This is a genomic window from Rhizobium sp. WYCCWR 11152, from assembly GCF_013087615.1.
GTDB lineage: Bacteria > Pseudomonadota > Alphaproteobacteria > Rhizobiales > Rhizobiaceae > Rhizobium > Rhizobium indicum.
Genome location: NZ_JABFCP010000020.1, coordinates 409,776 through 435,794 on the forward strand (window position 1 = coordinate 409,776; position 26,019 = coordinate 435,794).

The 26,019-nt window shown below is 61.3% G+C and carries 18 protein-coding genes; 7 read left to right on the forward strand and 11 right to left on the reverse strand.

Annotated features, from left to right (window positions below):
* Window positions 1-52: 52 nt before the first annotated feature.
* Window positions 53-985: a pyridoxal-phosphate dependent enzyme gene (locus G9X67_RS29385; RefSeq protein WP_171600278.1), complete on the reverse strand. Its 933-nt coding sequence runs from the start codon at window positions 983-985 to the stop codon at window positions 53-55.
* A gap of 166 nt (window positions 986-1,151) precedes the next feature.
* Here G9X67_RS29385 and leuB point away from each other — a divergent pair, with 166 nt between their 5' ends.
* Both leuB and lpxE read left to right on the forward strand, forming a co-directional pair.
* Window positions 1,152-2,264 carry a 3-isopropylmalate dehydrogenase gene (gene leuB, locus G9X67_RS29390; RefSeq protein ID WP_003543987.1) on the forward strand — a complete coding sequence of 371 codons (1,113 nt, stop codon included), beginning with the start codon at window positions 1,152-1,154 and terminating at the stop codon, window positions 2,262-2,264.
* A 279-nt stretch (window positions 2,265-2,543) separates the two neighbouring features.
* Window positions 2,544-3,278 carry a lipid A 1-phosphatase LpxE gene (gene lpxE / locus G9X67_RS29395; RefSeq protein WP_138331951.1) on the forward strand — a complete coding sequence of 245 codons (735 nt, stop codon included), beginning with the start codon at window positions 2,544-2,546 and terminating at the stop codon, window positions 3,276-3,278.
* Between the two features lie 167 nt (window positions 3,279-3,445).
* Here the strand turns inward: lpxE and G9X67_RS29400 are convergent, their stop codons facing one another.
* The 5 genes from G9X67_RS29400 to G9X67_RS29420 form a co-directional block, all read right to left on the reverse strand.
* Window positions 3,446-5,332 (reverse strand): MFS transporter, encoded by a 1,887-nt coding sequence (locus G9X67_RS29400; protein ID WP_138331953.1) that lies wholly within the window; start codon window positions 5,330-5,332, stop codon window positions 3,446-3,448.
* A 248-nt stretch (window positions 5,333-5,580) separates the two neighbouring features.
* Window positions 5,581-6,891, reverse strand: a complete 1,311-nt coding sequence (locus G9X67_RS29405) for an FtsX-like permease family protein (RefSeq protein WP_138331954.1) — start codon at window positions 6,889-6,891, stop codon at window positions 5,581-5,583.
* Complete coding sequence (locus G9X67_RS29410; RefSeq protein WP_138331955.1) at window positions 6,888-7,580, reverse strand: ABC transporter ATP-binding protein; 693 nt, start codon at window positions 7,578-7,580, stop codon at window positions 6,888-6,890. The genes G9X67_RS29405 and G9X67_RS29410 overlap by 4 nt, the downstream gene beginning before the upstream one ends.
* A 6-nt stretch (window positions 7,581-7,586) precedes the next feature.
* The gene (locus G9X67_RS29415) at window positions 7,587-8,054 is read right to left on the reverse strand and encodes a hypothetical protein (protein WP_138331956.1); all 468 of its coding nucleotides are present in this window, start codon (window positions 8,052-8,054) and stop codon (window positions 7,587-7,589) included.
* Window positions 8,055-8,150: 96 nt separating this feature from the next.
* A complete protein-coding gene (locus G9X67_RS29420) occupies window positions 8,151-9,905 on the reverse strand; it encodes an alkaline phosphatase (protein ID WP_138331957.1) in 1,755 nt (584 codons plus the stop codon).
* 87 nt (window positions 9,906-9,992) lie between these two features.
* Between G9X67_RS29420 and G9X67_RS35455 the strand changes: the two genes are divergently transcribed.
* The 3 genes from G9X67_RS35455 (at window position 9,993) to G9X67_RS29435 (ending at window position 12,450) form a co-directional block, all read left to right on the forward strand.
* Window positions 9,993-10,205: a hypothetical protein gene (locus tag G9X67_RS35455; RefSeq protein ID WP_011654045.1), complete on the forward strand. Its 213-nt coding sequence runs from the start codon at window positions 9,993-9,995 to the stop codon at window positions 10,203-10,205.
* Between the two features lie 111 nt (window positions 10,206-10,316).
* A complete protein-coding gene (locus G9X67_RS29430; protein ID WP_003543997.1) occupies window positions 10,317-11,351 on the forward strand; it encodes an aspartate-semialdehyde dehydrogenase in 1,035 nt (344 codons plus the stop codon).
* A gap of 277 nt (window positions 11,352-11,628) precedes the next feature.
* Window positions 11,629-12,450 (forward strand): lytic transglycosylase domain-containing protein, encoded by an 822-nt coding sequence (locus G9X67_RS29435; RefSeq protein WP_138331958.1) that lies wholly within the window; start codon window positions 11,629-11,631, stop codon window positions 12,448-12,450.
* Between the two features lie 45 nt (window positions 12,451-12,495).
* On the opposite strand, the gene G9X67_RS29440 is transcribed toward G9X67_RS29435, so the two are convergent.
* The 3 genes from G9X67_RS29440 to pdxY form a co-directional block, all read right to left on the reverse strand.
* Window positions 12,496-14,115 carry a GGDEF domain-containing protein gene (locus G9X67_RS29440; protein WP_138331959.1) on the reverse strand — a complete coding sequence of 540 codons (1,620 nt, stop codon included), beginning with the start codon at window positions 14,113-14,115 and terminating at the stop codon, window positions 12,496-12,498.
* 96 nt (window positions 14,116-14,211) lie between these two features.
* Window positions 14,212-14,853, reverse strand: a complete 642-nt coding sequence (locus G9X67_RS29445) for a carbonic anhydrase (RefSeq protein WP_003544008.1) — start codon at window positions 14,851-14,853, stop codon at window positions 14,212-14,214.
* Between the two features lie 71 nt (window positions 14,854-14,924).
* On the reverse strand, window positions 14,925-15,800 hold the full coding sequence (gene pdxY, locus G9X67_RS29450; protein WP_029874631.1) for a pyridoxal kinase PdxY: 876 nt from the start codon (window positions 15,798-15,800) through the stop codon (window positions 14,925-14,927).
* A gap of 276 nt (window positions 15,801-16,076) precedes the next feature.
* On the opposite strand from pdxY, the gene G9X67_RS29455 reads away from it, so the two are divergent.
* Entirely contained in the window at window positions 16,077-20,852 is a 4,776-nt protein-coding gene (locus G9X67_RS29455; RefSeq protein WP_171600279.1) for an NAD-glutamate dehydrogenase, read from the forward strand.
* A gap of 26 nt (window positions 20,853-20,878) precedes the next feature.
* The gene (locus G9X67_RS29460; protein WP_171600280.1) at window positions 20,879-22,267 is read left to right on the forward strand and encodes an MFS transporter; all 1,389 of its coding nucleotides are present in this window, start codon (window positions 20,879-20,881) and stop codon (window positions 22,265-22,267) included.
* Between the two features lie 52 nt (window positions 22,268-22,319).
* Here G9X67_RS29460 and purH read toward each other — a convergent pair whose 3' ends face one another.
* Window positions 22,320-23,936: a bifunctional phosphoribosylaminoimidazolecarboxamide formyltransferase/IMP cyclohydrolase gene (gene purH, locus G9X67_RS29465; protein WP_171600281.1), complete on the reverse strand. Its 1,617-nt coding sequence runs from the start codon at window positions 23,934-23,936 to the stop codon at window positions 22,320-22,322.
* Window positions 23,937-24,143: 207 nt separating this feature from the next.
* Window positions 24,144-25,817, reverse strand: coding sequence for a heparinase II/III family protein (locus G9X67_RS29470; RefSeq protein ID WP_138331963.1), 1,674 nt, complete (start codon window positions 25,815-25,817; stop codon window positions 24,144-24,146).
* Window positions 25,818-26,019 lie beyond the last annotated feature (202 nt).

Below are 26,019 nucleotides of genomic sequence, written 5' to 3' on the forward strand. Positions count from 1 at the left end.
AATCGGTTACCGATCAAGCCGGGCTTACGCCCGGCTTTTTCTTTGGTGTGGGTCAAAGAAACTTCTCTTTCCAGGCCCTGAGTTTTTCGAGCGACACGCCGATGCCGCCGCAGACTTCGATAAGCGGATTATCGAAGCGCTGAAGCAGCCCGGCATGCACATCGGCAACCGCAGGGGCCGCACCGCAAGCCGGCTCGACCAGAACGCGCTGTGCATCGGCAAATTTCAGGCAGGCGGCAACGGCATCGGCGTCGCTGACGACAACACTTTCGATCGGATGCTGCTGCGGCAGGTCGAAGACATACTGCGCCACCTGCCGCGCGCCGAGCGAATTGGCAATCGAGGTAATGGCGGGAAGGGTGATACGCTCATTCGCCTTGAGGCTGGCATGGAGCGAAGCCGCCCCTTCCGTTTCGACGGCGATAACAGGCACATCGGAAAGCCCGTTGCGCTTCAACCCCTCGACGATGCCGGCAAGCAGCCCGCCGCCGCCGACGCTGGTGATGACGCAATCGAATTTTGCCCCTTTCGCCACCACCTCGTCGATCAGCGTGGCATGGCCATCCCACAGAAGCGGATGGTCGAAGGGGTGCACATAGGTTGCCTTGCGGCTCCGGGCGAGTTCGACCGCATGGGCATTGGCCTCATCGAAAACCGAACCATGAACGAGGACATTCGCGCCCGTTGCGGCAATCGTCTGGCGTACGTCGGCTGCCGTCGTCTCCGGCACGACGATAGTGACCGGCACACCGAGCGCCCGGCCGGCATAAGCCGCCGCAATGCCGGCATTGCCGCCGGAAGCGCAGAAGATTTCGCGCGCCCCATTTTCCACCTCGTGCTGGCAAAGCCGGCTGACGCCGCGCAGCTTGAAGCTGCCGGAAGGCTGCAGCGCATCGAGCTTCAGCCAGAGCGGTTTGCCGCTGGCGCTGTAGCCAGGTGCCGTCTGGAGCAAGGGCGTGTCGAGGTGGAGAGGCGCGAAAGGCATGGGAACCATCCAGAATAAAGACAGGGTCACCGTTCTAATTCGTTTGCGGACGCAGGAGCAACCGTCGCGGCTCGGAGCGAAGCGTACCGATTCACCGCTTCTGTCGCTTGAAATGCCCATTTCCGGGGTCTAAGAAACCGCAACTTGTTTTTCCCAGGAGGGTTTCATGACAGCGCGCAATCTTTTCCTGCTGCCGGGTGACGGCATCGGTCCCGAGGCAATGGGCGAGGTCCGCAAGATCATCGCCTATATGAACGAGGCGATGAATGCCGGTTTCGTCACCGACGAAGGCCTTGTCGGCGGCTGCGCCTATGATGCGCATGGCGCTGCCATCTCGGAAGCCGACATGCAGAAGGCGCTTGCCGCCGATGCCGTTCTGTTCGGCGCCGTCGGCGGCCCGAAATGGGATAGCGTGCCTTACGAAGTGCGCCCGGAAGCCGGCCTGCTGCGCCTGCGCAAGGATCTGCAGCTCTTCGCAAACCTGCGTCCCGCCATCTGCTATCCGGCCCTTGCTGCGGCCTCGTCGCTGAAGCCGGAGCTGGTCGAAGGCCTCGATATCTTGATCATCCGCGAGCTGACGGGCGGCGTCTATTTCGGCGAGCCGAAGGAAATCATCGATCTCGGCAATGGCCAGAAGCGCGGCATCGACACGCAGGTCTATGATACCTACGAGATCGAGCGCATCGCCGGCGTCGCCTTCGAAATGGCCCGCACGCGGCAGAATCGCGTCTGCTCCATGGAAAAGCGCAACGTCATGAAGTCGGGCGTGCTCTGGAACCAGGTGGTAACCGAGACGCACAAGGCGAAATATTCCGACGTCCAGCTCGAACACATGCTGGCCGATGCCGGCGGCATGCAGCTGGTGCGCCAGCCCAAGCAGTTCGACGTCATTGTCACCGACAACCTCTTCGGTGATATGCTCTCCGACGTCGCCGCCATGCTGACCGGCTCGCTCGGCATGCTGCCATCGGCCTCGCTCGGCGCGCCTGACGGCAAGACCGGCAAGCGCAAGGCGCTTTACGAGCCGGTGCACGGCTCGGCCCCTGACATCGCCGGCAAGGGCATCGCCAATCCGATCGCCATGATCGCCTCCTTCGCCATGTGCCTGCGTTACTCCTTCAATCTGGTGAAGGAAGCCGACGATCTGGAAAAGGCGATCGCCAACGTGCTCGACAAGGGCATTCGCACTGGCGACATCATGGCCGATGGCGCAAGGCAGGTCGGCACCGTCGAGATGGGCGATGCGATCCTCGCCGAGTTCAAGACGCTTTCCGCCTGATATTTCACGTGAAACAGTATCCAGCCCTTCGCATCGCGCATGCGGAGGGCTTTTTCCATTGAGGGCGGTGAAGCGCGTCCCGCTTGGTCGAATTATCCGAAACGGACTATTCTCGGCCACAATCTCGTGTATTTTTGCGCCGGATTTTAACGAGCGCATAATCCCGAAATCGGAAGCGATTTTCGACAAAGGATCGTGCGTCAATTCAAAGTAATAGAGCGTCCTTAGCGTGTCCTGTTGGACGCGCGGGCTCTGGGACAAATTCGAACGGACGACGAAATGCGGGCATTTTGGGCTTCCCTGGACAGGCGCTGGCGCCGGAGCGCCGTCGGCATGCCGCCTTTGCGCTGGCAGGCCTGCCTCTTCGTTACGCTCAATGCCGTGATCCTTTCGATGCTGCTCTTCGACGCGCCGATCGGCGCCAGCGAAGTTCCCGCGCCGGTGAAACACCTCGGCGAGATGCTGACCGGTTTCGGCGATTCCGCCTGGCTGATCTACACCAGCATCCTGCTGTTCTTTCAGGGCAGGGCAGGCTACAAGCTTGTGAAGACGGCGCGTTCCAAGGCGCAGGCGCTCTATGTCAGCTGGATCGGCGCCTATCTCTTCTTCACGGTCGTCTTCTCAGGACTTCTCGCCAATCTGCTGAAGCGTGCGATCGGCAGGGCGCGTCCCGATCATTTCCACGACTACGGCATGTTTTCCTTCACGCCCTTTTCGGGCCATTCCGCTTTCGAAAGTTTCCCGTCCGGCCACTCCACCACGGTCGGCGCCTTCTTCGCCGCCTTCGCCCTGCTATTTCCACGCTACCGCGTTGCCTTCATCGCCTGCGCGATCTGGCTCGGCATGACGCGTGTCATGGTCGGCGCCCATTATCCAAGCGACGTCATCGCCGGCCTTGCCTTCGGCGCCTGGTTCTCGCTGCTGACGGCGATCGTCTTTGCCCGCTGCGGCTTGCTCTTCAAGCTGGCGCCGGACGGCTGGCCGCTCTCGAAGAGGCTGTTTCACACTGCATAACTCCTTAAATCGGAATCGATTTAAGGATAAAATTATGCAGCAATTTAAAATGTTACAGCGTTCTTTGCGCGTCCGAAAAGACGCGCGGCGCTGTAATATGGAAAAGCCCGGCGCCTTGTGAGCGCCGGGCCTTTTTTCTCAAGCAAGGATTGGCCTCAATCCACCGCTCAATCCATGGCGTGGATATCCCTGTTCTTCGTTTCCGGCAGGAAGATCAGGCCGATCACCAGCGTGATCGTCGCAAAGACGATCGGATACCAGAGACCGTAGTAGATATCGCCCGCGGCAGCGCTCATCGCGAAGGCCGTCGCCGGCAGCAGGCCGCCGAACCAGCCGTTGCCGATGTGATAGGGCAGCGACATGCCGGTGTAGCGGATGCGGGTCGGGAAAAGCTCGACCAGCAGAGCGGCGATCGGGCCGTAGACCATCGTCACATAGAAGACAAGGACGAACAACACGGCGATCGTGCCGATCCAGTTGACGCGGGCCGGATCGGCGACCATGGCGAAAGTGCCGCCATTGGCGATGTTGTAGACCGTCATGTCGGTGACGCCATTGGCCTCATCCGCGGTCAGCAGCTTGGTCTCGACCAGCTTCGCCGCTGGTACGGTTTCCTTCTCGCCGGCGCGCACGGCATCGGCGTTGAGCGACAGTTCCGGATTGGCTGCGATGAAGGCATCGAGCTTGGAATCCGGCACCTTGACGGCGCCGCGCTTCAGCGGGTAACCGGCATCGTGGAGCGCAATGTTGACCCCTTTTTCGAAGGCGGCGGTCATGCCCTTGGCCTTGTCGCCGGCAGCGACGACGTCGAAGCTTGGGATCGTCGCGTTGCCGACCTTCACCGTTGCCGGCTGTCCGGCGGTGCCGGGCACCACGTCGTAAGGCACCGAGTTCCTGGTCAGGAATGCCGTCGCCACGTCGCAAGAACTGGTGAACTTCGCCGTGCCTGTCGGGTTGAACTGGAACCTGCAATCCGCCGGATCAGCTGTCACCGTTGCCCGAATCGAAGCCTGCGCTTCGGCAAGCGCCGGGTTCGCCGTCCAGGTCATCGCCTTGAACAGCGGATGATAGGTCACTGCCGCAATGAGAAGGCCTGCCATGATGATCGGCTTGCGGCCGATCTTGTCGGAGAGGCCGCCGAAGATGACGAAGAACGGCGTGCCGAGGAGAAGTGCGATGGCGACCATGACATTGGCCGAGAACAGGTCCACCTTCAGCACGTTCTGCAGGAAGAACAGTGCATAAAACTGGCCGCCATACCAGACGACCGCCTGGCCCATGGTGGCGCCGAGAAGCGCGATGATCGCAATCTTGGCATTTTTCCATGTTCCGAAGGCTTCGGTCAGCGGCGCCTTGGAGCCCTTGCCTTCCGCCTTCATGCGCTGGAACGCCGGCGATTCGTTCATCTTCAGGCGGATCCAGACGGAAATGCCGAGCAGGACGAACGAGAGCAGGAACGGAATGCGCCAGCCCCAGGCGGCGAACTCAGCCGCACCCATCAGATATTGAACAAAGACGATGACGATCAGCGACAGGAACAGGCCGAGCGTCGCCGTCGTCTGGATCCATGAGGTGAAGTAGCCGCGGCGCCCGTTCGGCGCATGCTCGGCGACATAGGTTGCCGCACCGCCATATTCACCGCCCAGCGCCAGACCCTGGAGCAGGCGAAGCGCGATCAGGATGATCGGGGCTGCGATACCGATCGTGGCGGCACCCGGCAGGATGCCGACGAGGAAGGTCGACATACCCATGATCATGATGGTCATCAGGAAGGTGTATTTGCGGCCGACGAGATCGCCGAGACGGCCGAACACCAGCGCGCCGAAGGGGCGGACCAGGAAGCCGGCGGCAAAGGCGAGCAGCGTGAAGATGTTACGCGTTGCCTCGGGATATTGGGTGAAATAGGTCGCACCGATATAGGTGGCGAGCGAACCATAGAGATAAAAATCGTACCATTCGAAAACGGTGCCGAGCGAAGAGGCGAAGATGACCTTCTTCTCCTCGCCGGTCATCGGACCGGCCTTCGCGCCGTCGATGCTTGCGACATTTGCCATTGTCTGTCCTCCACAGAGTGATGATCAACGCCCGCGGCCTACTTCTCCTCAAAGCATACCCCTGGCCGCGACACGCCTGACGGGAGTGTGCCAGAAACGACAGATCAAAAAGAGAGAGGCTTTCGGATTATGACTTTAGTCTAATGACGCCACGCTTTGTCATGCACATCAAGCTCTCCGCCGCCCGTGACGATAGAGCTGCCGGAAGTTTGGAAGAAGGTTTCACAGCGGTTTGTGATGTGGATCCGTTATGCTCTTAGCGCCTGCGCCGGCGATTGCCGGTAGGCGAGCACTGCCGGCAGCGCGGCAAGAATTGTGGCAAAGGCAAGCAGCACCGCCGCAAGCCCGGCGTCTTCACGGGCGAAGCCGACCGGCATGGTGATCCCGCTCGTTTGCGAGAACATGCCGGACAAGATGAGGGCCGCGGCATAACCGAGCGTGAATCCGAATGCGATGCCGACCGCCACCAGGAAAAAGAATTCCAGCCAGACGATACCGAAAATCGCGCCGCGCGGGGCGCCGAAAGCCCTGAGTGCGCCGATCTGACGGCGGCGCTGGCCGATATGGATGACCGTGATCAGCACCAGCGAGGCTGCGACGAGAGCTTGCGCGCCCGAGACGACCGCGACGAGGATCTGTTTGGCGTCGCCGAGCGTGGCGTAGAGATTGGTCAGCACCTCGCCGGGAAAGACGGCGACGGTATTGCCGCTGCGATAGTCCTGCCGCAGCTTGTAGGCGTCGGCGATCGTCTTTGGCTTGACCAGAATGGCGGGAAGGCCGGGAGCGCCCGCAGTCCAGCTCTCATCAAGCACAGCATCCGGATCGGCCTCGCCGTGATGCTGATGCCCATCGTGATCAGTGCCGGCTTTCTCATGCGCATGACCATGTTCGGTGTTATCCGTTCCGGACACAGCTTCATGCTCGTGCTGCTCACCGTCCTCCGCATGTTCCTCCGCCTCCATGCCATGGATGTGCCAGACGGCCTGGATGGGAACGAGGATCGCCCGGTCCCAGGCGGTGCCGGTCGGCCGCAAGCGGCCGGCGATATGATAGACGAGTTCGGTATGGGTCTCGCCGCCCTCTTCCAGCGAACCGTGCATAGGCTTGATCTCACCGCCGAGCGACAACTTGACAGCCGCGCCGATCACGGCTTCGCCCTCGCGCGCAAAAATCTTGCCTTCGGCTAAACCACCGGACAGGTTCTGCGCCAGCATGGTCGTCGTGCCGACGATCGGATAGCCGGAGAAGGAATCGCCGAAGCCGATCGGGGCTGCCCAATCGACGCGTGGATCGGCAGCAAGTTTGCCCAGCACTTCGCCCGGCATCAGCGGCAAAGGAGAGGGCTGTAGGAAGACGGAGGACAGCACGAGCTGCGTCTCGCTGCCGCTGGCGCCGATGACAAGATCGAACTTGTCGGCAGCGCGTGCGCTGCCGAGACGAAGCGCCCGCTCCTGCAGGACGACAGAAACACCAAGCGCGGTCGCGAGCGCTACCAGCAGCACGACCACCAGCGATCCCGCCCAGAGGCGACGAAGATCGGAAAGGATGAAGCGGATCATGCAGCTTCTCCCGCCGTTGCCGCGGAATCTTCGCTGATCCGGCCGGAACCGAAGGTGATGCGCCGGTCGAGGCGGCTGGCCAAGCGCTGGTCGTGCGAAACGACGATCAGCGTGCTGCCTTCGGCAACGGCCAGATCGAGGATGAGATCGCCGACCGCCTCGCCGCTTTCGGCATCGAGGCTTGCGGTCGGCTCGTCGGCGATGATGACGCCGGGCTTACGCAGCAGCGCCCGGCCGATCGCCACACGCTGCATCTCGCCGCGCGACATTGTTTCGATCTTCTGGTCGGGGCGGGAAAGACCGACCGTGCTCAAAAGCGCATGCGCCCGCTCGATGACATCAGCCGTGGCAGCGCCGGCAAGCCGCGCCGGCAGCAGCACGTTTTCCAACGCCGACAGGCCGGGAAAGAGATGGAACTCCTGCATGACCAGGCCGATATTGGCGGCACGGAACCGGTCTCGCCGGCTTTCTGAAAAACCCGCGATATCCTCGCCGTTCCAGCGGATGCGGCCTTGCCGTGTCCGCTCCAGCCCGGCAACGATATTGACGAAGGTGCTCTTGCCGGAGCCGGACGCGCCTGTAATGGCGACCCTGCTGCCGGCATCGATCGACAGGCGGTCGATCGCCAGTGCCGGCGAGGACAGGCCTGGGAAGGCAACGGTCAGGTTTTCGATATCGAGAGCGAGCATATCGGTTCAGACGGCGGAATATTCGGCCTGGCGGATCCGCAGCAGGCTGACGAAGCCTGTCTCCGGATCCGTCCACGAACCGTATTCAAGCGTACCACGCACTTCGATCGTCTGGCGCGGCTGCACGAAGGTCTGCTTCTCGCCGAGATAGACGACGACGATATTGTCCGGCCAGTCCGCATCCGAGGAGCAGAAGGGGCAGAGCGACATCGGCACCTCGGTGAGCACGAAGAACTGGGCCTCGGCCTTCAATGGCGGCGCCATGAAACCTTTCATGCTGATCCCTTTGCCGGCAAGGCGCTTCACCTTGTCGGAGAATTCGAGGCCGAGCACGCCGAACTTGCCGTAAAGCTCATCGAAGCTGATCAAGGAATCCGCAGCAGAACTCGGGCGAGCAACAGCGGCCAAGGCCAGCGTGCCGATGGCGCCGATCAGGCCGCGGCGGCTGAGATGCAGCGAAGGGAGCTTTTCCATGGCGATCTCCAAGAATGAAGTCCCGGCCGCTGAACGGCCGGGACCATGATCGGTGAAAGGGGCAAGGCCGGCAAGCGGCCTAGCCGGATCGGCAGATCAGTTCGTCTGCTTGGCGCCGAGAGCGAAGGTGTCGGCGAGCACGCGATAGACGTCGCTCTGTTCCATGTAACCATGGAAACCTTCAGCACCCGGACCAGCCGATTGAAGGACGACGTCGTCGGCTGCGTGGACACCACTATCGCCGCTCTTCGGAATATTGCCCTGAACGAAGACCGCGCCGGGAACATCCTTATACTGCTCGTTGGCGACATATTCCTTCTTTTCGTTCTGGACAGCCGGAACGAACGGACCATCGAGCTTCGGACGGAAGGTCTCGTAGTGATCCGGGCCATTGTTGGCACTCAGGAACAGGCGGCGGCTGACATCGACCTTATCGGGATAGCCGTCGCCGTTTTCGTCCTTGTAGTTCGGGAAGCCAGCTTCGGCATAGGTCCCGACCTTTTCGCGCATTTCCGTGCCGGACTTTTCATCATCGACGGTACCGATGATGGATACGCCATGTGTGTGGTCGCCTGTGACGACGATCAGCGTATCCGGATGCGCCTTCTGGAATTCGCGGGCAACGCCGATGGCCTGGTCGAATTCGATGGTTTCGTAGACGGCACGATCCCAATCGAGCGGATGGGACATTTTGTCGATCGAGGAGCCTTCGACCATCAGGAAGAAGCCATCAGGATTCTTCGAGAGGCGGTCGAGCGCAACCTTGGTCATGGCGACGAGGCCTGGCTGGTTCGGGAACTTGTCGACGGTACCCTTCTTCAGGAACTCTCGATCAAGCGTGACGTCCATATTGCCGGTGTGGAAGAGACCGAGGAGATTGCCTTCAGCCGATGCATTGGCTGCGAGCTCGTTCTTGTCGGTGGCAAGCTTGTAGCCGGCATCCTGGAACTGCTTGATGTAGTCCTGATTGTCCTTGCGCTTGGAACCGGCGACTTCCTTGCCGAGGAAATAGGCCGAGCCGCCGCCGAGGAGGACTTCCGGCTTGACGTCGAGCAGCATGCCGACGACGTCGGCCTTGTCGTTGCGGTTGCGGGTGTGAGCAACGACCGCAGCCGGCGTGGCGTCTTCGACCTCGGCCGTTGCAACGATGCCGATCGACTTCTTGGTCAGGCGGCGAACGGCTTCTGCGAAGGTTTCAACACGCGGATCATCGAGGGATGCCGGCGTACGGTCCGCGTAAACGCCGATCGCGTTGACGGCCGTCTTGTGACCCGTCATGTAGGCCGACATGGTGTTGGCCGAGTCCGTATCGACGGCATTCGTCGCCGACGTGCCGATAAAAGCCATACGCTCGAGATCATCCATATTCAGGCGGCCATTCGCCTTACCTTCGGTCATGCCCTTGGACATGATGCGGGCAGCGGTGCGATGCGCAACGGATAGCCCGTCACCCAGCAGGAAGATGATGTTCTTGGCCTTCGGCTGGGCCGCTGTTTCGTAAACGTTCCAGGTGACGGACTTCGTTTCGTCGCCGGCAGCGACTTCGATCTTGTAGTCGCCAGGAGCGGAAATCTTCAGGCCGCGCAGCAGGATAGCGGAACCGAGAGCCTTGTCGTCCTTGCCCTTTTCCAGCTCGACGAACTGCGCCTCGCCCCCAAGCACGGTCTTATAGTCCTGGCCGTTGACCGTGATCTTCACGTCTTCGAGCTTGACCTGCTTGTTGAGCTCGACCTTGAAATCGAACGGCGAACCGGCAAGGATCGTCGCGCGATCAAGCGGATAGACCGTCGTCGCCTGAGCGGCGCCCGCAAGGATGGTGGTGGCCGCAAAGGCGGCAAGAAGCGTACGCATGGAAAACCCCCGTTTTCGTTGCAGACATTAACAACCGCGCCGGGATACCTCCCGAGGATGACAGCGGCATGACAAAACGTCGCAGCATTGCGGTCGCCGCTTTCGCCTGCCGGCTCTGAGCGCAAAAACCTTGACTCCTGTGGAAAACCTTCTAAGAGCAACAGCGGAAAAGGAATCTCCATGGTTCGCGACGAACACGCCATTGCCGAATGCAATGACCGGGCACGAGTTGCCGGGGTGGACATTGCCGTTCCGGTTTCTTCCAAAACCAAGGCCAAAACGACGACGAAAACCGTCTGACGTCTCTGGCCTGCCGCTCTCTCCCCGGCTCGGCTGGGGACAGGAAGACGCGATTAGTCGCGCCTTTCCCCTCACCGGACAAGAGGAGAGAAGAGAAAGAGAGCTTGAGAAATGGGTTTCAAAGTAGCAGTTGCGGGAGCAACCGGAAATGTCGGCCGGGAGATGCTCAACATCCTCTCGGAGCGAGGCTTCCCCGCCGATGAGGTCGTGGCACTCGCCTCCTCGCGTTCGCAGGGCACCGAGGTTTCCTACGGTGACCGGACGCTGAAGGTCTCCAATCTGGAGAATTACGATTTCTCCGATACCGACATCTGCCTGATGTCGGCCGGCGGCGAGGTCTCCAAGAAGTACTCGCCGAAGATCGGCCAGCAGGGCTGCATCGTCATCGACAATTCCTCGGCCTGGCGCTACGACGCCGACGTGCCGCTGATCGTGCCGGAAGTCAACCCGGATGCCATCAGCCAGTTCACCAAGCGCAACATCATCGCCAATCCGAATTGCTCGACCGCCCAGCTGGTGGTGGCGTTGAAGCCACTGCACGACTTCGCCAAGATCAAGCGTGTCGTCATCTCGACCTACCAGTCGGTCTCCGGCGCCGGCAAGGACGGCATGGACGAGCTCTTCAATCAGACACGCGCCGTCTTCGTCGCCGATCCGATCGAGAACAAGAAGTTCACCAAGCGTATTGCCTTCAATGTCATCCCGCATATCGACGTCTTCATGGAGGACGGCTACACCAAGGAAGAATGGAAGGTGCTGGCCGAGACGAAGAAGATGCTCGACCCGAAGATCAAGGTGACCTGCACCGCGGTGCGCGTGCCGGTTTTCATCGGTCATTCGGAATCGGTCAACATCGAATTCGAAAACGAGATCACCGCCGACCAGGCCCGCGACATCCTGCGCGATGCACCGGGTTGCCTCGTCATCGACAAGCGCGAGGATGGCGGCTACATCACGCCTTATGAATCCGCCGGCGAGGATGCGACCTACATTTCGCGCATCCGCGAGGATGCGACGGTCGAAAACGGCCTGAACATCTGGGTGGTCTCCGACAATCTGCGCAAGGGCGCTGCGTTGAACGCCATCCAGATCGCCGAGCTGCTCGTCAATCGTGGTCTCGTCAAGCCGCGCAAGCAGGCTGCCTGATACCATTTGTAAACCATAATATGCTAAAGCCCTGCTGATGATGAGGCAGGGCTTTTTGCCGAATTGTGGACGCTTCTGTCCATAAGCGCTTGCTGAAAAAGGTGGTCGTGACAAGATCGCCTTCGGCTGGCATTCTGCCCGGCGTCAAGCCAAAGCATGCCGTCCAAAACCGTGCAGCGGTTCGGGACAGCGACATGAACAGAACGAAGACTTTGAGCGCGTCGAATGGCCCCGATCGGCCGCGGCGCGCTTCAGTAGATCGGAAGCGGGGTTTCTCATGCGCATGACAACATTCTTTCTGGCGGCGTTGACGGTGGCGGGCGTCCTCCACGCGCTGCCGGCAGCGGCCCAGGGCGCTCAATGCGGTAATAATAGCAGCGGTTTCGGTGCATGGGTCGCCGACTTCAAGCAGGAAGCGGCGGCAAACGGCGTCAGCCGCTCGGTCCTCGACCGCGCCTTCGCCAACGTCAATTACAACAGGCCGACGATTGCCGCCGACCGCGGCCAGAAGAGCTTTAAGCTCTCCTTCGACGCTTTCATGCAGAAGCGCGGCGGTGCCGCGATCATCTCCCGCGGTCGCAGCATGAAGGCCGCCAATCAGGCGCTTTTTGCCTCGATCGAGCGCCGTTTCGGCGTTCCGGCCGGCCCGCTGATTGCGATCTGGGGCATGGAGACCGGTTTCGGCAGCTACATGGGCAACCAGCATACGCTGTCGGCTGTTTCGACCCTTGCCTATGACTGCCGTCGTTCGCAATATTTCACCGACCAGCTCTATGCAGCACTCCAGCTCGTCTCCGAGGGTTATCTGAGCCCACAGGCCAAGGGCGCTGCCCATGGTGAAATCGGCCAGACGCAGTTTCTGCCGCGCAATGTCGTGCGCTTCGGCGCCGACGGCGACGGCAACGGCCGCGTCGACATGGTCGGTTCCCGCGCCGATGCACTGGCCTCGACGGCGAATTTCCTCAAGGGCCACGGCTGGCGCGCCGGCGCCGGCTATCAGCCGGGAGAGCCGAATTTCGTCGCCATCCAGGGCTGGAACGCCGCCAGCGTCTACCAGCAGGCGATCGCCTATATCGGTCAGCAGATCGACGGCAAATAGGCCCGATAGAATACGCGAAAACGCCGCTGCGATATGCGGCGTTTTTCATTTGCGGGAATCAAAGCCGCCGCCGGAAGCCGCCTTGCGTCGCTCCTCCTGCACCGGGGCCTGGATGATTGGTCCCGAGACGACGCAATTGCGGCCGGAGGCCTTGGCGGCGTAAAGCGCCAGGTCGGCGCGTTTGACCAGATCCTCGAAGTTCCGGTTGGTGGCTTCATTTGCCCGTCCGGCGCATCCGAAACTCGCCGTCACCTTGAGAACATCGCCGCTCGGCAGGGGGATTTCCGCCGCCTCGATCGCCAGCCGCACACGCTCGGCAACGATTGCAGCATCGTCAGGCGTCGAATCCGGCAGAAGCGCCAGGAACTCCTCGCCGCCATGGCGCACCAAGAGATCGAAGGAACGAAAATTCTCACGCGCGACGCCCGCGACATGCCGGAGCACGGCATCGCCGGCGTCATGCCCGTGAAGGTCGTTGATCTTCTTGAAATGATCGAGGTCGAACAGCACGACGGAAATCCAGCGTGATCCGTGCTCGGCCTGTGTGAGAAGTGCGGATGCGGCGACCTCGAAGCCGCGCCTGTTGTAAAGGCCGGTCAGAAGATCGGTCTGGGCGGCGCTGCGCAACTCGCCCACCAGCGTCTCCCGATCCTGGGTCAGCCGGTCGATCAGGCGCAGGCCCTTTGCCGCCAGCAGCAGCACCAATGTGGCGAGTATCAGCAGGCCGGCACACAGCGCCAGGATCCGTGTCAGGTGTATGTGCGAGCGCGTCGAAAGGCTTTCGCCGGTCTCATGAATATCCTTTGCGGCCTCGATCATCTTCTGCTGCAGGAAGGTCATGCGCTCGCTCTGCGCGGCGGCCCAGACGTCATGCACGGCGCGTGTCGGCCGCGATCCGGCGAGAATGGCATCGGTGATCGCATTCGCCTTTACCTGGCTGCTGCGGCCGAGATAAGCAACGATGTGGCGCACGACCGGCGCGGAGGAATGGAAAACCATGTGATCCATGCCCTCGCCGAGCATGACCTTGCCCTGTACGAAAAGCTCCACCGGCAATCTGGCGGAAGCCCCTTGGTTGAGATAACGGGTGCCGATCCCGGTGATCAGCCTTTCGCCGTAATAGGTCAGCAGGATACCCATCAGCTGGTTGGATTTCTCAAGCAGCACCGGATCGCTGATCAGCGGCGAAAGCGCATCGACGACGGCAAGCTGCTTGAGAGCCGCATACCAGTAGATGGAACCGGGATCACTGCCGGTATAACGCCCCTGGTCTACGGCGCTGCGCGCCGCGACGATGCGGCTGTAGGCAAGGCTGAGAATCGATAATTCGCCGACGAGCCCCTCGTCGAGCGCATCGCGGGAGGGCAGGCTGGCATAAAAAGCGTGGCGTTCGCGATCGAGCGTCACCCGGCTTTGCTGCATGTCGATGGCAGTCCTGCTGCTGGGGTCTGCGAGGTAGCGGCGGGTGGCGCCGATCTCAGTCAGAATCTCCGTTGCGGCGATCGACCCGCCACGGGCAAGCACATCGGCGAACTGCCGGTCCTTTTCGAGGTTCCAGTATTGATTGACCGAAGAACGTATGACGACGACGCCTTCAATGAGCATGAAGACGAAGGGCAGCATGATGGCGGCCAGGATAACCCTTTTGATGGTTTCGAACTTCATCGCCAATCGCCACGGTGATCAAAACGTCGGTCGTGCGCGACCAATTGACGGCGAGCTTAACAACAATCCTTAAAAAACTGATAAACTGGCATGTCCCTAGATTTCGGGACGAATGAAGTCGCGTGTCTCGGCGTCCATGACCCAGAGTTCACCGGTCGAAATGTCGAACCAGGCACCGTGGAGATGAATCTTTCCCGCTTCCTCGAGCGCCTTGATGTCGGGAAAGCTTCTGAGATTGTTGATCGAATTGCGGATGGAGACACGCTCCAGCGCCGTCTGCCGCTCGGCCGCTGTCATCACGTCGTTGCTCTGGATCTGTTCGGCGGCGGGTTTGACCAGCGACATCCAGCGGCCGATGAAATCGCCGGGCGACAATGGCTCGGCATTCGGATCGAGTGCTGAGCGGATGCCGCCGCAGCGGCCGTGGCCCATGACGACGATATCCGAGACCTTCAGCACCTGCACGGCAAATTCGAGTGCGGCCGAGGTCGAATGAAAATGACCGTCCGGCTCGTAAGGCGGCACCATGTTGGCGACGTTGCGGATGACGAAGAGCTCGCCCGGGCCGGCATCGAAGATCAGCTCGGGTGCCGCGCGAGAGTCCGAACAGGCAATGACAAGCGTATGGGGACTCTGACCGTTTTCGGCAAGCTGCCGATACCTGTCGCGGGCGTCGGCATAACGCCCGTTCATAAAGTTGCGATAGCCGTCCAGAAGGGGATTTGGAAAACGCTGCATGCTTCTGGATTAGCGCGCGCCGAAGACAAGATCAACTGCTGCACTGCAAAATGAGCATATCGGCAGATGCGTCATTTTTTCCGCCGCTGCGCCGGGTGCACGAGGCGGCGCATCTGCACCATGGCCATCGGCGTCGAAAGACTGGAAGCATCGCTTGCCAGCATCAACTCGTTGCTGCCGCGCTTGACGGCACGCGCAAGCACCTCGAAGACGCTGGCGGTGGCAAGCTGCAGTGCCTTTTCGTCCTCGATCCCGGAGAGCAGGCGCGACAGGAAGACGGCGGCGATGAGGTCGCCGAGACCATTCGGCGGGTTCTCGACAACACGATGCTCGGCAAGAAGGGCGTGACGGCCGGAAAGATAGAGATTGCCGGTACCACCCGCCATCATCGGCACCGCCGAAGTGACGAGCATGCGCGATGGTCCGAGCGCGAGCGCCGCCTCCATGATCGCGCTGTTGTCTTCGAGGGCTGCCCCCGAAAGCCATGCGAGCTCGTAGCGGTTCGGCGTTGCGAGCGAGGCGAGCGGAATGAGATGGTCGCGAATGGCCTCAGCGGTCGCTTCCGGCACGTAAAGGCCGCCGAGATCGCCCATGACGGGATCGCAGACATAGAGCAGCTCGGGATTGTTTTGCCTCAGCGCACCGATCAGCCGGGCGACGGAGCGCGCCTGGGCGGCATTGCCAAAATAGCCCGAGAGCACCGCCTTGACTTCGCCGATCCAGGGCGCACGGATCAGATCGTCGATCGCCGCGTCGAAATCCGTTTCCGCAAAAGTCAGCCGCGTCGAGCGGCCGTGGCCGGGATGCCAGGGCAGCACGATGGTCGGCAAGGCCCAGACCGGATGACCGAGCGTCTCCAGCGCAAAGACGGCTGCCCGGTTTCCGACCGAGCCCCGCACCACATGGCTGGAAATGACGATGACTGCGCCCGCTGCATTTTCCGACATGATATCCAAGATCCGAATGATGACCGCGTTTGATGATCTTTTTGACGCCACGCTGTCAACCATTCTTCATGCGGGCGTGGAAATGTTCGGCGGAACGAAAAACCGGAAGACGGGACTTTCGCTTTCGCTTGGCGAAGAAAGCGGAAAATCTCTTACAATTTCTCGTTTCCCGCGCCAAAAAAGCGTCAAAACAATCCTTCGGACCGCTCTTTTAGAGATTTTTTCGAAGAATCTTCTGCTAGCTTGCAAAAAATCAGACATTGAGGGAGGCGATCCATGGCTGCCAGAAACAATCCGAAACGGGAAAAGCAGATCGAAAGCGCGCGCAAGATCGCCAAGGCGACAGGCGAGGCGCATCTCGATCCGGAAATTCTCTTCGGCCGGGCAAGCAATGACGATCTCGAACTCTATACACCGGAAATGCTGGCGCTCTCCGCGGTGCATTCGGCAAAGGAACTTGCTGCCTGGAACGGCAAGGCGCCCCGCGTCGGCATCGACACGATTGCCGATGTGACGCCTGATGGCATCGCCGTCTCGGTGCTTTCAGTCACCGACCAGAACATGCCTTTTCTGTTTGAATCGGTCATGGGCGAAGTGACGAGCACCTACCGCGACCTGTTCATGGCCGTGCATCCCATCCTTGTCATGGAAAAGGGCAAGGCGCTGACGACGTATTCCGCAGATCACCCGAGCGATCCGGCCAACCGCGTCAGCCATATCCAGCTTCATATAGCGCCCCTCAATTCCGCCCAGGCCGCCGATCTCGTCAAACGCATCGAAAAAGTCCTCGAACAGGTCCGCCTGTCGGTTTTCGACTGGAAGCCGATGCTTTCCAAGATCGACGGAGTGATCGCCGAGCTTGCGGCCAACGGCGCCAGCCGGAAGAAGGCCGATCGCGACGAAGCCGTCGCTTTCCTGACCTGGCTGCGCGATGAGAATTTCACTTTCCTCGGCATGCGGGAATATGTCTATTCCGGCAAGGGGACCGATGCCAGGGTCGAGCGCGACAAGGGTGCTGGCCTCGGCATCCTTTCCAACCCCGATGTTCTCGTGCTGCGCACCGGCAAGGACGCCGTGACGACGACGCCTGAGATCCTTGCCTTCCTCGACGGCCCCGACTTCCTGATCGTCACCAAGGCGAATGTGAAATCGATCGTCCATCGCCGCGCCTATATGGATTATGTCGGCGTCAAGCGCTTCGACGCGGAGGGCAACGTCACCGGTGAGCTGCGCATCGTCGGCCTTTTCACCTCGACCGCCTATACCTCGCTCGCCTCGGAAATCCCGCTGCTGCGTTCCAAGATCGACAAGGTGAAGGAACATTTCGGCTTCGACCCGATGAGCCATTCCGGCCGCATGCTCGACAACACCCTGGAATCCTATCCGCGCGACGATCTTTTCCAGATCGACACGACGCTGCTTGCAAGTTTTGCCGAACAGATCAACGACTTGGCCGATCGGCCGCGCGTCCGCGTCCTGCCGCGAATCGACCATTTCGACCGCTTCGTCTCGGTGATCATCTATGTGCCGCGTGAGGAATATGATTCGATCGTCCGCGAACGGATCGGCACCTATCTGAAGACTGTCTATGACGGCCGTGTCTCCGCCTATTACCCGGCTTTCCCGGAAGGCGGCGTGGCGCGCGTGCATTTCATCATCGGCCGCTCGGGCGGCAAGACGCCACGCATTCCGCAGGCAAAACTCGAGCAGGTGATCCGCGAGATCACGGCCCGCTGGGACGACCGTTTCGAGGCGCTGTCAGGCGCCAAGGCCCCGAAGATATCCGTCGACCAGGCCTTCCAGGATTCCTTCACGCCGGAGGAAACCGTGGCCGACCTCGCCGATATCGGTGCCTGCGCCGCCGGCGAACCGCTGCGCATCCAGTTCTACCATCGTCAGGAAGAACAGGGCCCCATCCTTTCCTTGAAGATTTTCCACGCCGGCGGCCAGCTGGCGCTGTCGCGCCGCGTGCCGCTTCTCGAGAATCTCGGCTTCAACGTCGTCAGCGAACGCACTTTCGACATCGGGGTGCCGGCCGCCGATGGAGAAAAGAAACTCGTCGTGCTGCACGACATGGAGCTCGAGGCCCGCAATGGCGGCGAAATCGATCTGGCGCGTTACGGCGCCGCCCTCGAGGAAGCCTTCGTCGCCGCCTTCGCCGGCACGATCGACAATGACAGCTTCAACCGGCTGATTCTTTCGGCCGGGCTTTCGGCACGCGAGACCAACGTGCTGCGCGCCTATGCCCGTTATCTCCGCCAAGCCGGCATCGCCTATTCGCAAGACTATATCGCAACGACGCTCGATAAATATCCCGTCGTCGCCGCCGCCATCTTCCGGCTGTTCCACGACACACTCGACACCCGGCTTTCGGAGAAGGCCCGCGTCAAGAAGCTTGGCGAACTGCACCAGGCGATCGAGGCCGAGCTTGCCGACGTGCCGAGCCTCGACGACGACCGTATCCTGCGCCGCTACGTCAACATCGTCGATGCGACGCTGCGCACCAATTATTTCCAGAAGAACCCGGACGGCTCGCCGAAACCGATGTTGGCCTTCAAGCTCGATCCGCACCTGGTCGATGGGCTGCCGGAACCGAAACCCTTCCGCGAGATGTTCGTCTACGGCGTCGAAGTCGAAGGTGTGCACCTGCGCTTCGGCAAGGTGGCGCGCGGCGGCCTGCGCTGGTCGGACCGCGCCGAGGATTACCGCACCGAGGTGCTCGGCCTCGTCAAGGCGCAGCAAGTGAAGAATGCGGTCATCGTGCCGGTCGGCGCCAAGGGCGGCTTCTATCCGAAGAAGCTCCCGGTCGGCGGCAGCCGCGACGAGATCTTCAATACTGGCCGCGAGGCTTACAAGACCTATATCCGCACGCTGCTTTCGATCACCGACAATATATCTGGCGCCGACATCGCCCCGCCGAAGGATACCGTCAGGCTCGACGGTGACGATCCCTATTTCGTCGTCGCCGCCGACAAGGGCACCGCGACCTTCTCCGACACCGCCAATGCACTGGCGCAGGAAGCCGGCTTCTGGCTGGACGACGCCTTTGCCTCCGGCGGCTCGGCCGGTTACGACCACAAGAAGATGGGCATCACCGCCCGCGGCGCCTGGGAAACCGCGAAACGCCATTTCCGGGAAATGGACATCGACATCCAGACGACGCCCTTCACCGTCGCCGGCGTCGGCGACATGTCGGGCGACGTCTTCGGCAACGGCATGCTGCTCTCTCCCAAGATCCGGCTCATTGCCGCCTTCGATCACCGCGACATCATCATCGATCCCGATCCCGATATGGAAAAGACGCTGACTGAGCGCCAGCGGCTCTTCGACCTGCCGCGTTCGAGCTGGCAGGATTTTGATAAGAGCGTGCTGTCGAAGGGTGCGATGATCATTTCTCGCGCAGCGAAATCGGTCAAACTGACGCCGGAAGCAGTTGCCGCAATCAGTATCGACAAGGCTGTCGCCACGCCCTTCGAGATCATGACGGCGATCCTGAAGAGTGAGGTCGACCTGCTCTGGTTCGGCGGCATCGGCACCTATGTGAAAGCGCCGTCCGAAACCGACGCCGAAGTTGGCGATCGCGCCAACGACCCGATCCGCATCACCGCTGTTGAGGTGCGCGCCAAGGTGATCGGCGAGGGCGCAAACCTCGGCGTTACCCAGAAAGGCCGCATCGCCTACGGTCTGAAAGGTGGGCGCTGCAACTCCGACGCCATCGACAACTCGGCCGGCGTCAACACCTCGGACGTCGAGGTCAATATCAAGATCGCGCTGGCGGCCGCCATGCATGACGGGCGCCTGACGCGGGCAAAACGCGACCAGCTTCTTTCCTCGATGACCGGCGAAGTGGCGACCCTGGTGCTGCGCAACAACTACCTGCAGTCGCTGGCGATCTCGCTGACAGAACGCAAGGGTACGGCAAATGGCCTGGAACTTGCGCGCTTCATGACGGTTCTCGAAGGCGCCAAGCAGCTCAATCGCAAAGTCGAGACGCTGCCGGACGACCAGACCCTCGCCGAACGCTATGCTGCCGGCAAGCCGCTGACGCGGCCGGAAATCGGCGTGCTGGTATCCTATGCCAAGATCGTGCTCTTCGATGCGCTGGCCGCAAGCGATCTGCCAGACGATCCCTATTTCACCACGACGCTGTCGAATTATTTCCCCGTGAAGATGCAGAAGTCGAACGCCGGCGATATCGCCGGCCATCGCCTGAAGCGCGAAATCGTCGCCACCGTGCTTGCCAACGAAGCGATCAACCGCGGTGGGCCGAGCTTCACCATTGCCATGATGGACGCAACGGCGGCTTCAGCACCGGAAGTGGTGCGCGCCGCAATCGTCGCTAGAGACGGTTTCGACCTGACCAGCCTCTGGGCCGGGACGGACGCCCTGGACGGCAAGATATCAGGCGAGATGCAAAACCGCATCTACGAGGAGATCAGCCACAGCTTTATCGTGCTGACGCGCCTGCTGCTGAAAACGGGCATGACCAAGGCCGATATGGCGGAAGTGATTAGCCGGCTGCAGACAGCCCTGAAGAAGCTGAAAACCGCCTTCGCCGGACAGGTGGCCGGCGAGGTCGCCGTGCGCCAGGCGGAGTACAGCCAGGCGGGCCTGCCCGAAAAACTCGCCGCCGACATCGCCAGCCTCCCGATCTTCGCACTGGTGCCGGAGATCATGCAGATCGCCGAGCGCACCGGCGAACCCCTGGTACGCGCCGCCGAGAACTACATCGCCGTGTCGCAGACCTTCCGTATCGGCAGGCTGCTGGCGGCGGGCGGGCGGATCCTCACCTCAGACCATTACGAGAATCTGGCGCTTGCCCGCAGCATCGATCAAATCGCCAGCGCAAGGCGCGACATCGTCATCTCGGCCCTTTCCGATCACGGCAAGGAAAAGCTTCCCGTTCAAGCCTGGCATGCGCAGGATCGTATCCGCATCAACCGTATCCTCGAGGAGCTTTCAACCCTCAGCGACGGCGGCGATCCCAATCTCGCGCGTATTACCGTTGCTGCAGGTATCCTGACCGATCTTGCGCGCGACCGGGTGAGGTGAGACAGTCCGCGTCAAAGAAGGAGCGGATGTTGAATCGCATTGACTGGACAGGAACGCTACCGCCGAAGGCCACGGAGAAGGGCATCTGGGGGTGGATGTTCTTCGATTGGGCAGCACAGCCCTTCTTCACCGTGGTCACAACCTTTATCTTCGGACCCTATTTCGTTTCCCGCCTGACCGATGACCCGGTTTCCGCGCAGACGACGTGGAGCAACATGGCGACGATCTCCTCGGTGATCATCGCCCTTCTCTCACCCGTCCTCGGCTCGATCGCCGACCAGTCCGGCGCACGCAAACCCTGGATCGGCTTCTTCGCGGTCATCAAGATCGCCAGCCTCTTCTGCCTGTGGTTCGCCGCACCCGGCTCGCCTGTTCTCTATCCCGTCATTTTCATGATCCTCGCCTCGATCTCGGCCGAGTTTTCGATCGTCTTCAACGATTCGATGATGCCGCGCCTGGTCGGCAAGCACGAGGTCGGCAAGCTCTCCAACACCGCCTGGGGGCTCGGTTATCTCGGCGGCATCATCGTGCTCATTGCCGTCGTCACGCTTTTGGCGGCGAGCCCTGAGACCGGCAAGACCATCCTCGGCCTTGATCCCCTGTTCGGCCTCGATCCTGAGACAGGCCAGGATGCACGCATCACCGGGCCGATCTCGGCCGTCTGGTATCTGATCTTCATCCTGCCGATGTTCTTCTTCACGCCCGATGTCGGCAAGGGTCTTCCCTTCGGCACCGCGGTGCGCTCCGGCTTGCGGGAACTCAAAAACACGCTTGGCGAGCTCAGAGAGCGCCGCGGCATCCTGACATTCCTCATCGCCCGCATGATCTATCAGGACGGCGTCAACGGTCTGCTGATCCTTGGCGGTATCTTCGCGGCCGGCATGTTCGGCTGGGCAACGATCGAGATCGGAATCTACGGCATCATCCTGAATGTCGTCGCGATCTTCGGCTGCCTGATCGCCGGCCGCGTCGACAAGAGCGTCGGTTCGAAGGTGACCGTCGTCATCAGCCTCACCATGCTGCTTCTCGCCACCATCGGCATCATTTCGACAGGACCGGGTTACACCCTATTCGGACTGATGCCGCTGCCGACGGCCGATTCCGGCGGCCTTTTCGGTACTGCCGCGGAAAAGGCCTATATCCTCTATGGTCTGCTGATCGGGCTCGCCTTCGGGCCGGTGCAGGCCTCGTCGCGCTCCTATCTCGCCCGCAGCGTCAGCCCGGAGGAAGCCGGCCGCTACTTCGGCATCTACGCGCTTTCGGGCCGCGCCACCAGTTTCATGGCGACGCTGCTCTTCTCTCTGGTGACTTATATGAGCGGATCACCGCGGCTCGGGATGGCAACGCTGATCCTCTTTCTTGCCGGCGGACTGGTGCTCTTGTTCCGTACACCCTATCCAGCCGACCGGGCATAGGAACGAGCCCGATCAAGCCGGAGATGAGCGCGTGACCGCGCCCAATCCTCATTCAGTGCCGGAAATGGCGCATGCCGGTGAAGACCATCGCAACGCCGTGTTCATTGGCTGCATCGATGACCTCCTGGTCGCGCATCGAACCGCCCGGCTGGATAACCGCCGTCGCCCCTGCGGCGATCATCGACAGAAGACCGTCGGCAAAAGGCAGGAAGGCCTCGGAGGCGACCGCCGAGCCATGCGTCATCGGCACTGCGAGGCCGAGCGCCTTGGCGGCCTCTTCGGCCTTCAGCGCAGCGATGCGGGCGGAATCGACGCGGCTCATCTGGCCGGCGCCGATGCCAGCCGTCTGGCCGTCCTTGGCATAGACCACGGCGTTCGACTTCACATGTTTGCCGACCTTGAAGGCGAACTTCATGTCATCAAGTTCCTGCGCCGTCGGCGCCCGCCTGGTGACGACCTTGAGTTCCAGATCCTCGACCATGCCGTTGTCGCGGCTCTGGACGAGCAGGCCGCCGGAAACGGTCTTCGCCGTCAGGCCCGCGGCACGCGGATCGGGCAGGCCGCCGGCAGACAGCAGTCGCAGGTTCGGTTTGCGGGCGACGATCGCCTTCGCCTCCTCCGTGACATCTGGCGCGATGATCACTTCGGTGAAGAGCTTGACGATCTCCTCGGCGGTTTCGGCATCCAGCGTCTGGTTGAGCGCGATGATGCCGCCGAAGGCGGAAACGGAATCGCAGGCGAGTGCCCGCCGATAGGCCTCGACCAGGCTCGATCCGGTGGCGACGCCGCAGGGATTGGCGTGCTTGATGATCGCGCAGGCCGGCGCCTTCTCTGGCAGGAACTCGGCGACGAGCTCGTAGGCGGCATCCGTATCGTTGATATTGTTGTAGGAGAGCTGCTTGCCCTGGAGAAGAGCGGCGGTCGAAACACCCGGGCGCTTCTCACCGGTCACGTAGAAGGCGGCCTTCTGGTGCGGGTTTTCGCCGTAACGCATCTCTTCCTTCAGCGCGCCGCCGATGACCCGGTGACGCGGCGTGTCGATCGACAGCGCCTCGGCGAACCAGTTGGAAATCATTGCATCATAGGCGGCGGTGCGGGCATAGGCCTTGGCGGCCATACGCTGTCGGAAGGCATAGGTGGTCTTGCCGTCATCTGCGGAAAGCTGCTCCAGCAGTTCGGCATAATCGGCCGGATCCGTCAGCGTCGTCACATAGGCATGGTTCTTGGCCGATGCGCGGATCATCGCCGGACCGCCGATGTCGATATTCTCGACGGTCGTCGGATAGTCGCCGCCGGCTGCGCGCACCTCTTCGAAGGGATAGAGGTTGATGACGGCGAGATCGATGCCCTCGATGCCGTGCTGTTTCATCGCTTCCTGGTGTTCGCCGTCGTCACGGACCGCCAGCAGGCCGCCATGCACCATTGGGTGCAACGTCTTGACACGCCCGTCCATGATCTCGGGAAAACCGGTGATTTCGGAGACATCGGTGACGGCAAGACCGGCCGCAGCGATCGCTTTATAGGTGCCGCCGGTCGAGAGCAGGCGCACACCTCTGGCAGACAAGGCGTGGGCGAGTTCGACGATCCCGGTCTTGTCGAAGACGGAGATGAGCGCGGTCTTGACTTCGACCTTGTCGGGGGCGGGGATCTTCTTGGAAATGACGGCCATGAAACCTTCTCCGTTCGGGCTTCGGGAGGACATCCGCAAGGGATGTTCGCATGCTGGCGCCGCGTTAGCACAGGTTTGCCGCCACGCAAACAGGCCTCAGAGCAGATGTCGAAAAGCACGAGCCATTTTTGGATGGCATCGTACTTTACTTCCTTGATGTGGATGCAATCCCGATCTTTGGCCACTCGGCAAAAAAATCATCCGCCTCTAGCTTTTGCGGGACAAAAACCAGCGGATTTCCGTCTTCTCGGCAAGATCGAAGTCGATTTCAATCTGGTCCGAACCGCAGATGCCGGAGCTGTCGGCAAAGAAGATGTCCTCGGCGATCAGCACTTCATTGCCAGGTGCGGAAAACAGCCAGCTTTCGCCGTCCGGTGCCGTCAGCAGCACGGACTCCCCGTCACTCTGATGCAGGACGATCGAAGGATGGATATGAAAACGGGCGACGGCCTTCAAGGGCTCGTCATGCTCATATCCTTCGCGGACGACGAGCCGGTCGCGGCCGGTCACGATCGAGCCTGCGGCATTGAGTGTCAGCTCACGCTCGTGCAGCACGCCGAACACCCTGAGATAACCGTCATGGCTGAGCTTGATGCCGTCGCGTCCATCCTCGGTTTCGGCACGCTCGACGGTGATGGTTCTCACCGGTTCGGTGATCGCGTGATTGAGGAAGGGCGAGGGCGAAAAACGGCTGGACGAGGTGTCGTTGAGGATGACGGTCGAATGCGCCGCCGTCGTGCGCGCCATCTGGACATAACGGTGCCCGGCAAATTTCGGCGAACCGGAATTGACGATGAAGCGATGGCGGCCGGACGACATCTCGAAGGAGAGGCTGCCGGCATGCACGGTGCGAAGCGCGCCTCCTGAAGGCGGTGTGCCGGTATCGGCAATGATCACCGTTTTTCCCCCGGAAAGCCGCTGATAGCGCGAATGCGGCAAGGCCTTGAACGGCTGACCGGCGGTTTCGTCATATCGCAGCACGGACATCAGCTCATTTGCAAGCGTCGAGGTCGCCCCGTTGAAGAGCGCCAGGTCCCCGTCCTGATGGCGAAAGAACCGCAATGCCGGATACATCCGGTCTATGCCGGAGATCAGCTTCTGCGGCAGGTCATGGCCGAGATTGACATAGGTCTGCCGGAGCGGCAGCAGATCGAGCAGCAATTCCAGCCCGACGCGCGGATTGCGCGACACATGGCCGCCATCCGGCAGAATCTGGCTATCAAATTCGCGGTCGAGCGCCTGCGCCGCCCTTCTGAGCGTAGAGGCGCGCGCCGGCATGGCGACGGAGGCCATGGCCAGCGCAATACGCAGCCGAAACAACTCCAGGCCGCCGAGGGTGAACGGCGCCATCCGGTGCAGGAATCTCACCTGGAACGCCAGCGACTTCATGAAGCGGCGATAAAAGCCACGGTCGGCATTCTGCAGTACCACCGGCGAATGCGACAGCCAGGCAATAACGCGCTGGGCGGTGACGTCGGTTTCCCAGGCAATCCCCTCCATGCGACCGGCATGGATGGAAAGCCAGCTGTCGACGATCGCGCGGGCGACAGCCGAACTACGCTCCGTCTTGTTCGCCCGCATATGCCGCAGCCAGCCGAAGCTGTGAAGACGGATCGCGAAGGGGCGCGAGGGCAGGGTGAAGGTGAAGGGCGACTTCTCGTTGGTTTCCAGCATGCGCCCGGCCAGGAGAAACCGTCCGTTGAGGATCTCGTCGGCCACATGCGGATCGATGCTGCGGAGATCGGTCGGCGCGACGATCAGACGCTCGGGCACCTTGATCGAATGACGAAAGAGCTTCAGGCGCAACAACGCGACGCGGCGCAAGGCGCGCCGCCAAGCCTCCCGAACATACATGCTCGCAAAACGCCGACCGGACTGCATATTCTATTGTCTATTGACCCTCGTGGTTAAGAATAGGTGAAAAGCGGCCGATTTCATCGTCCGCAATGAATTAATTCGTGACAAGGTTCGAATATACGCACATTGACGCGTTTCACCTGAAATCATGCCGGCGGTTTTGGAGAGAACGGCATGCATGACATGAGGCTATGAAGCACTCGTATAGTGCGAGAGATCGCCGCGA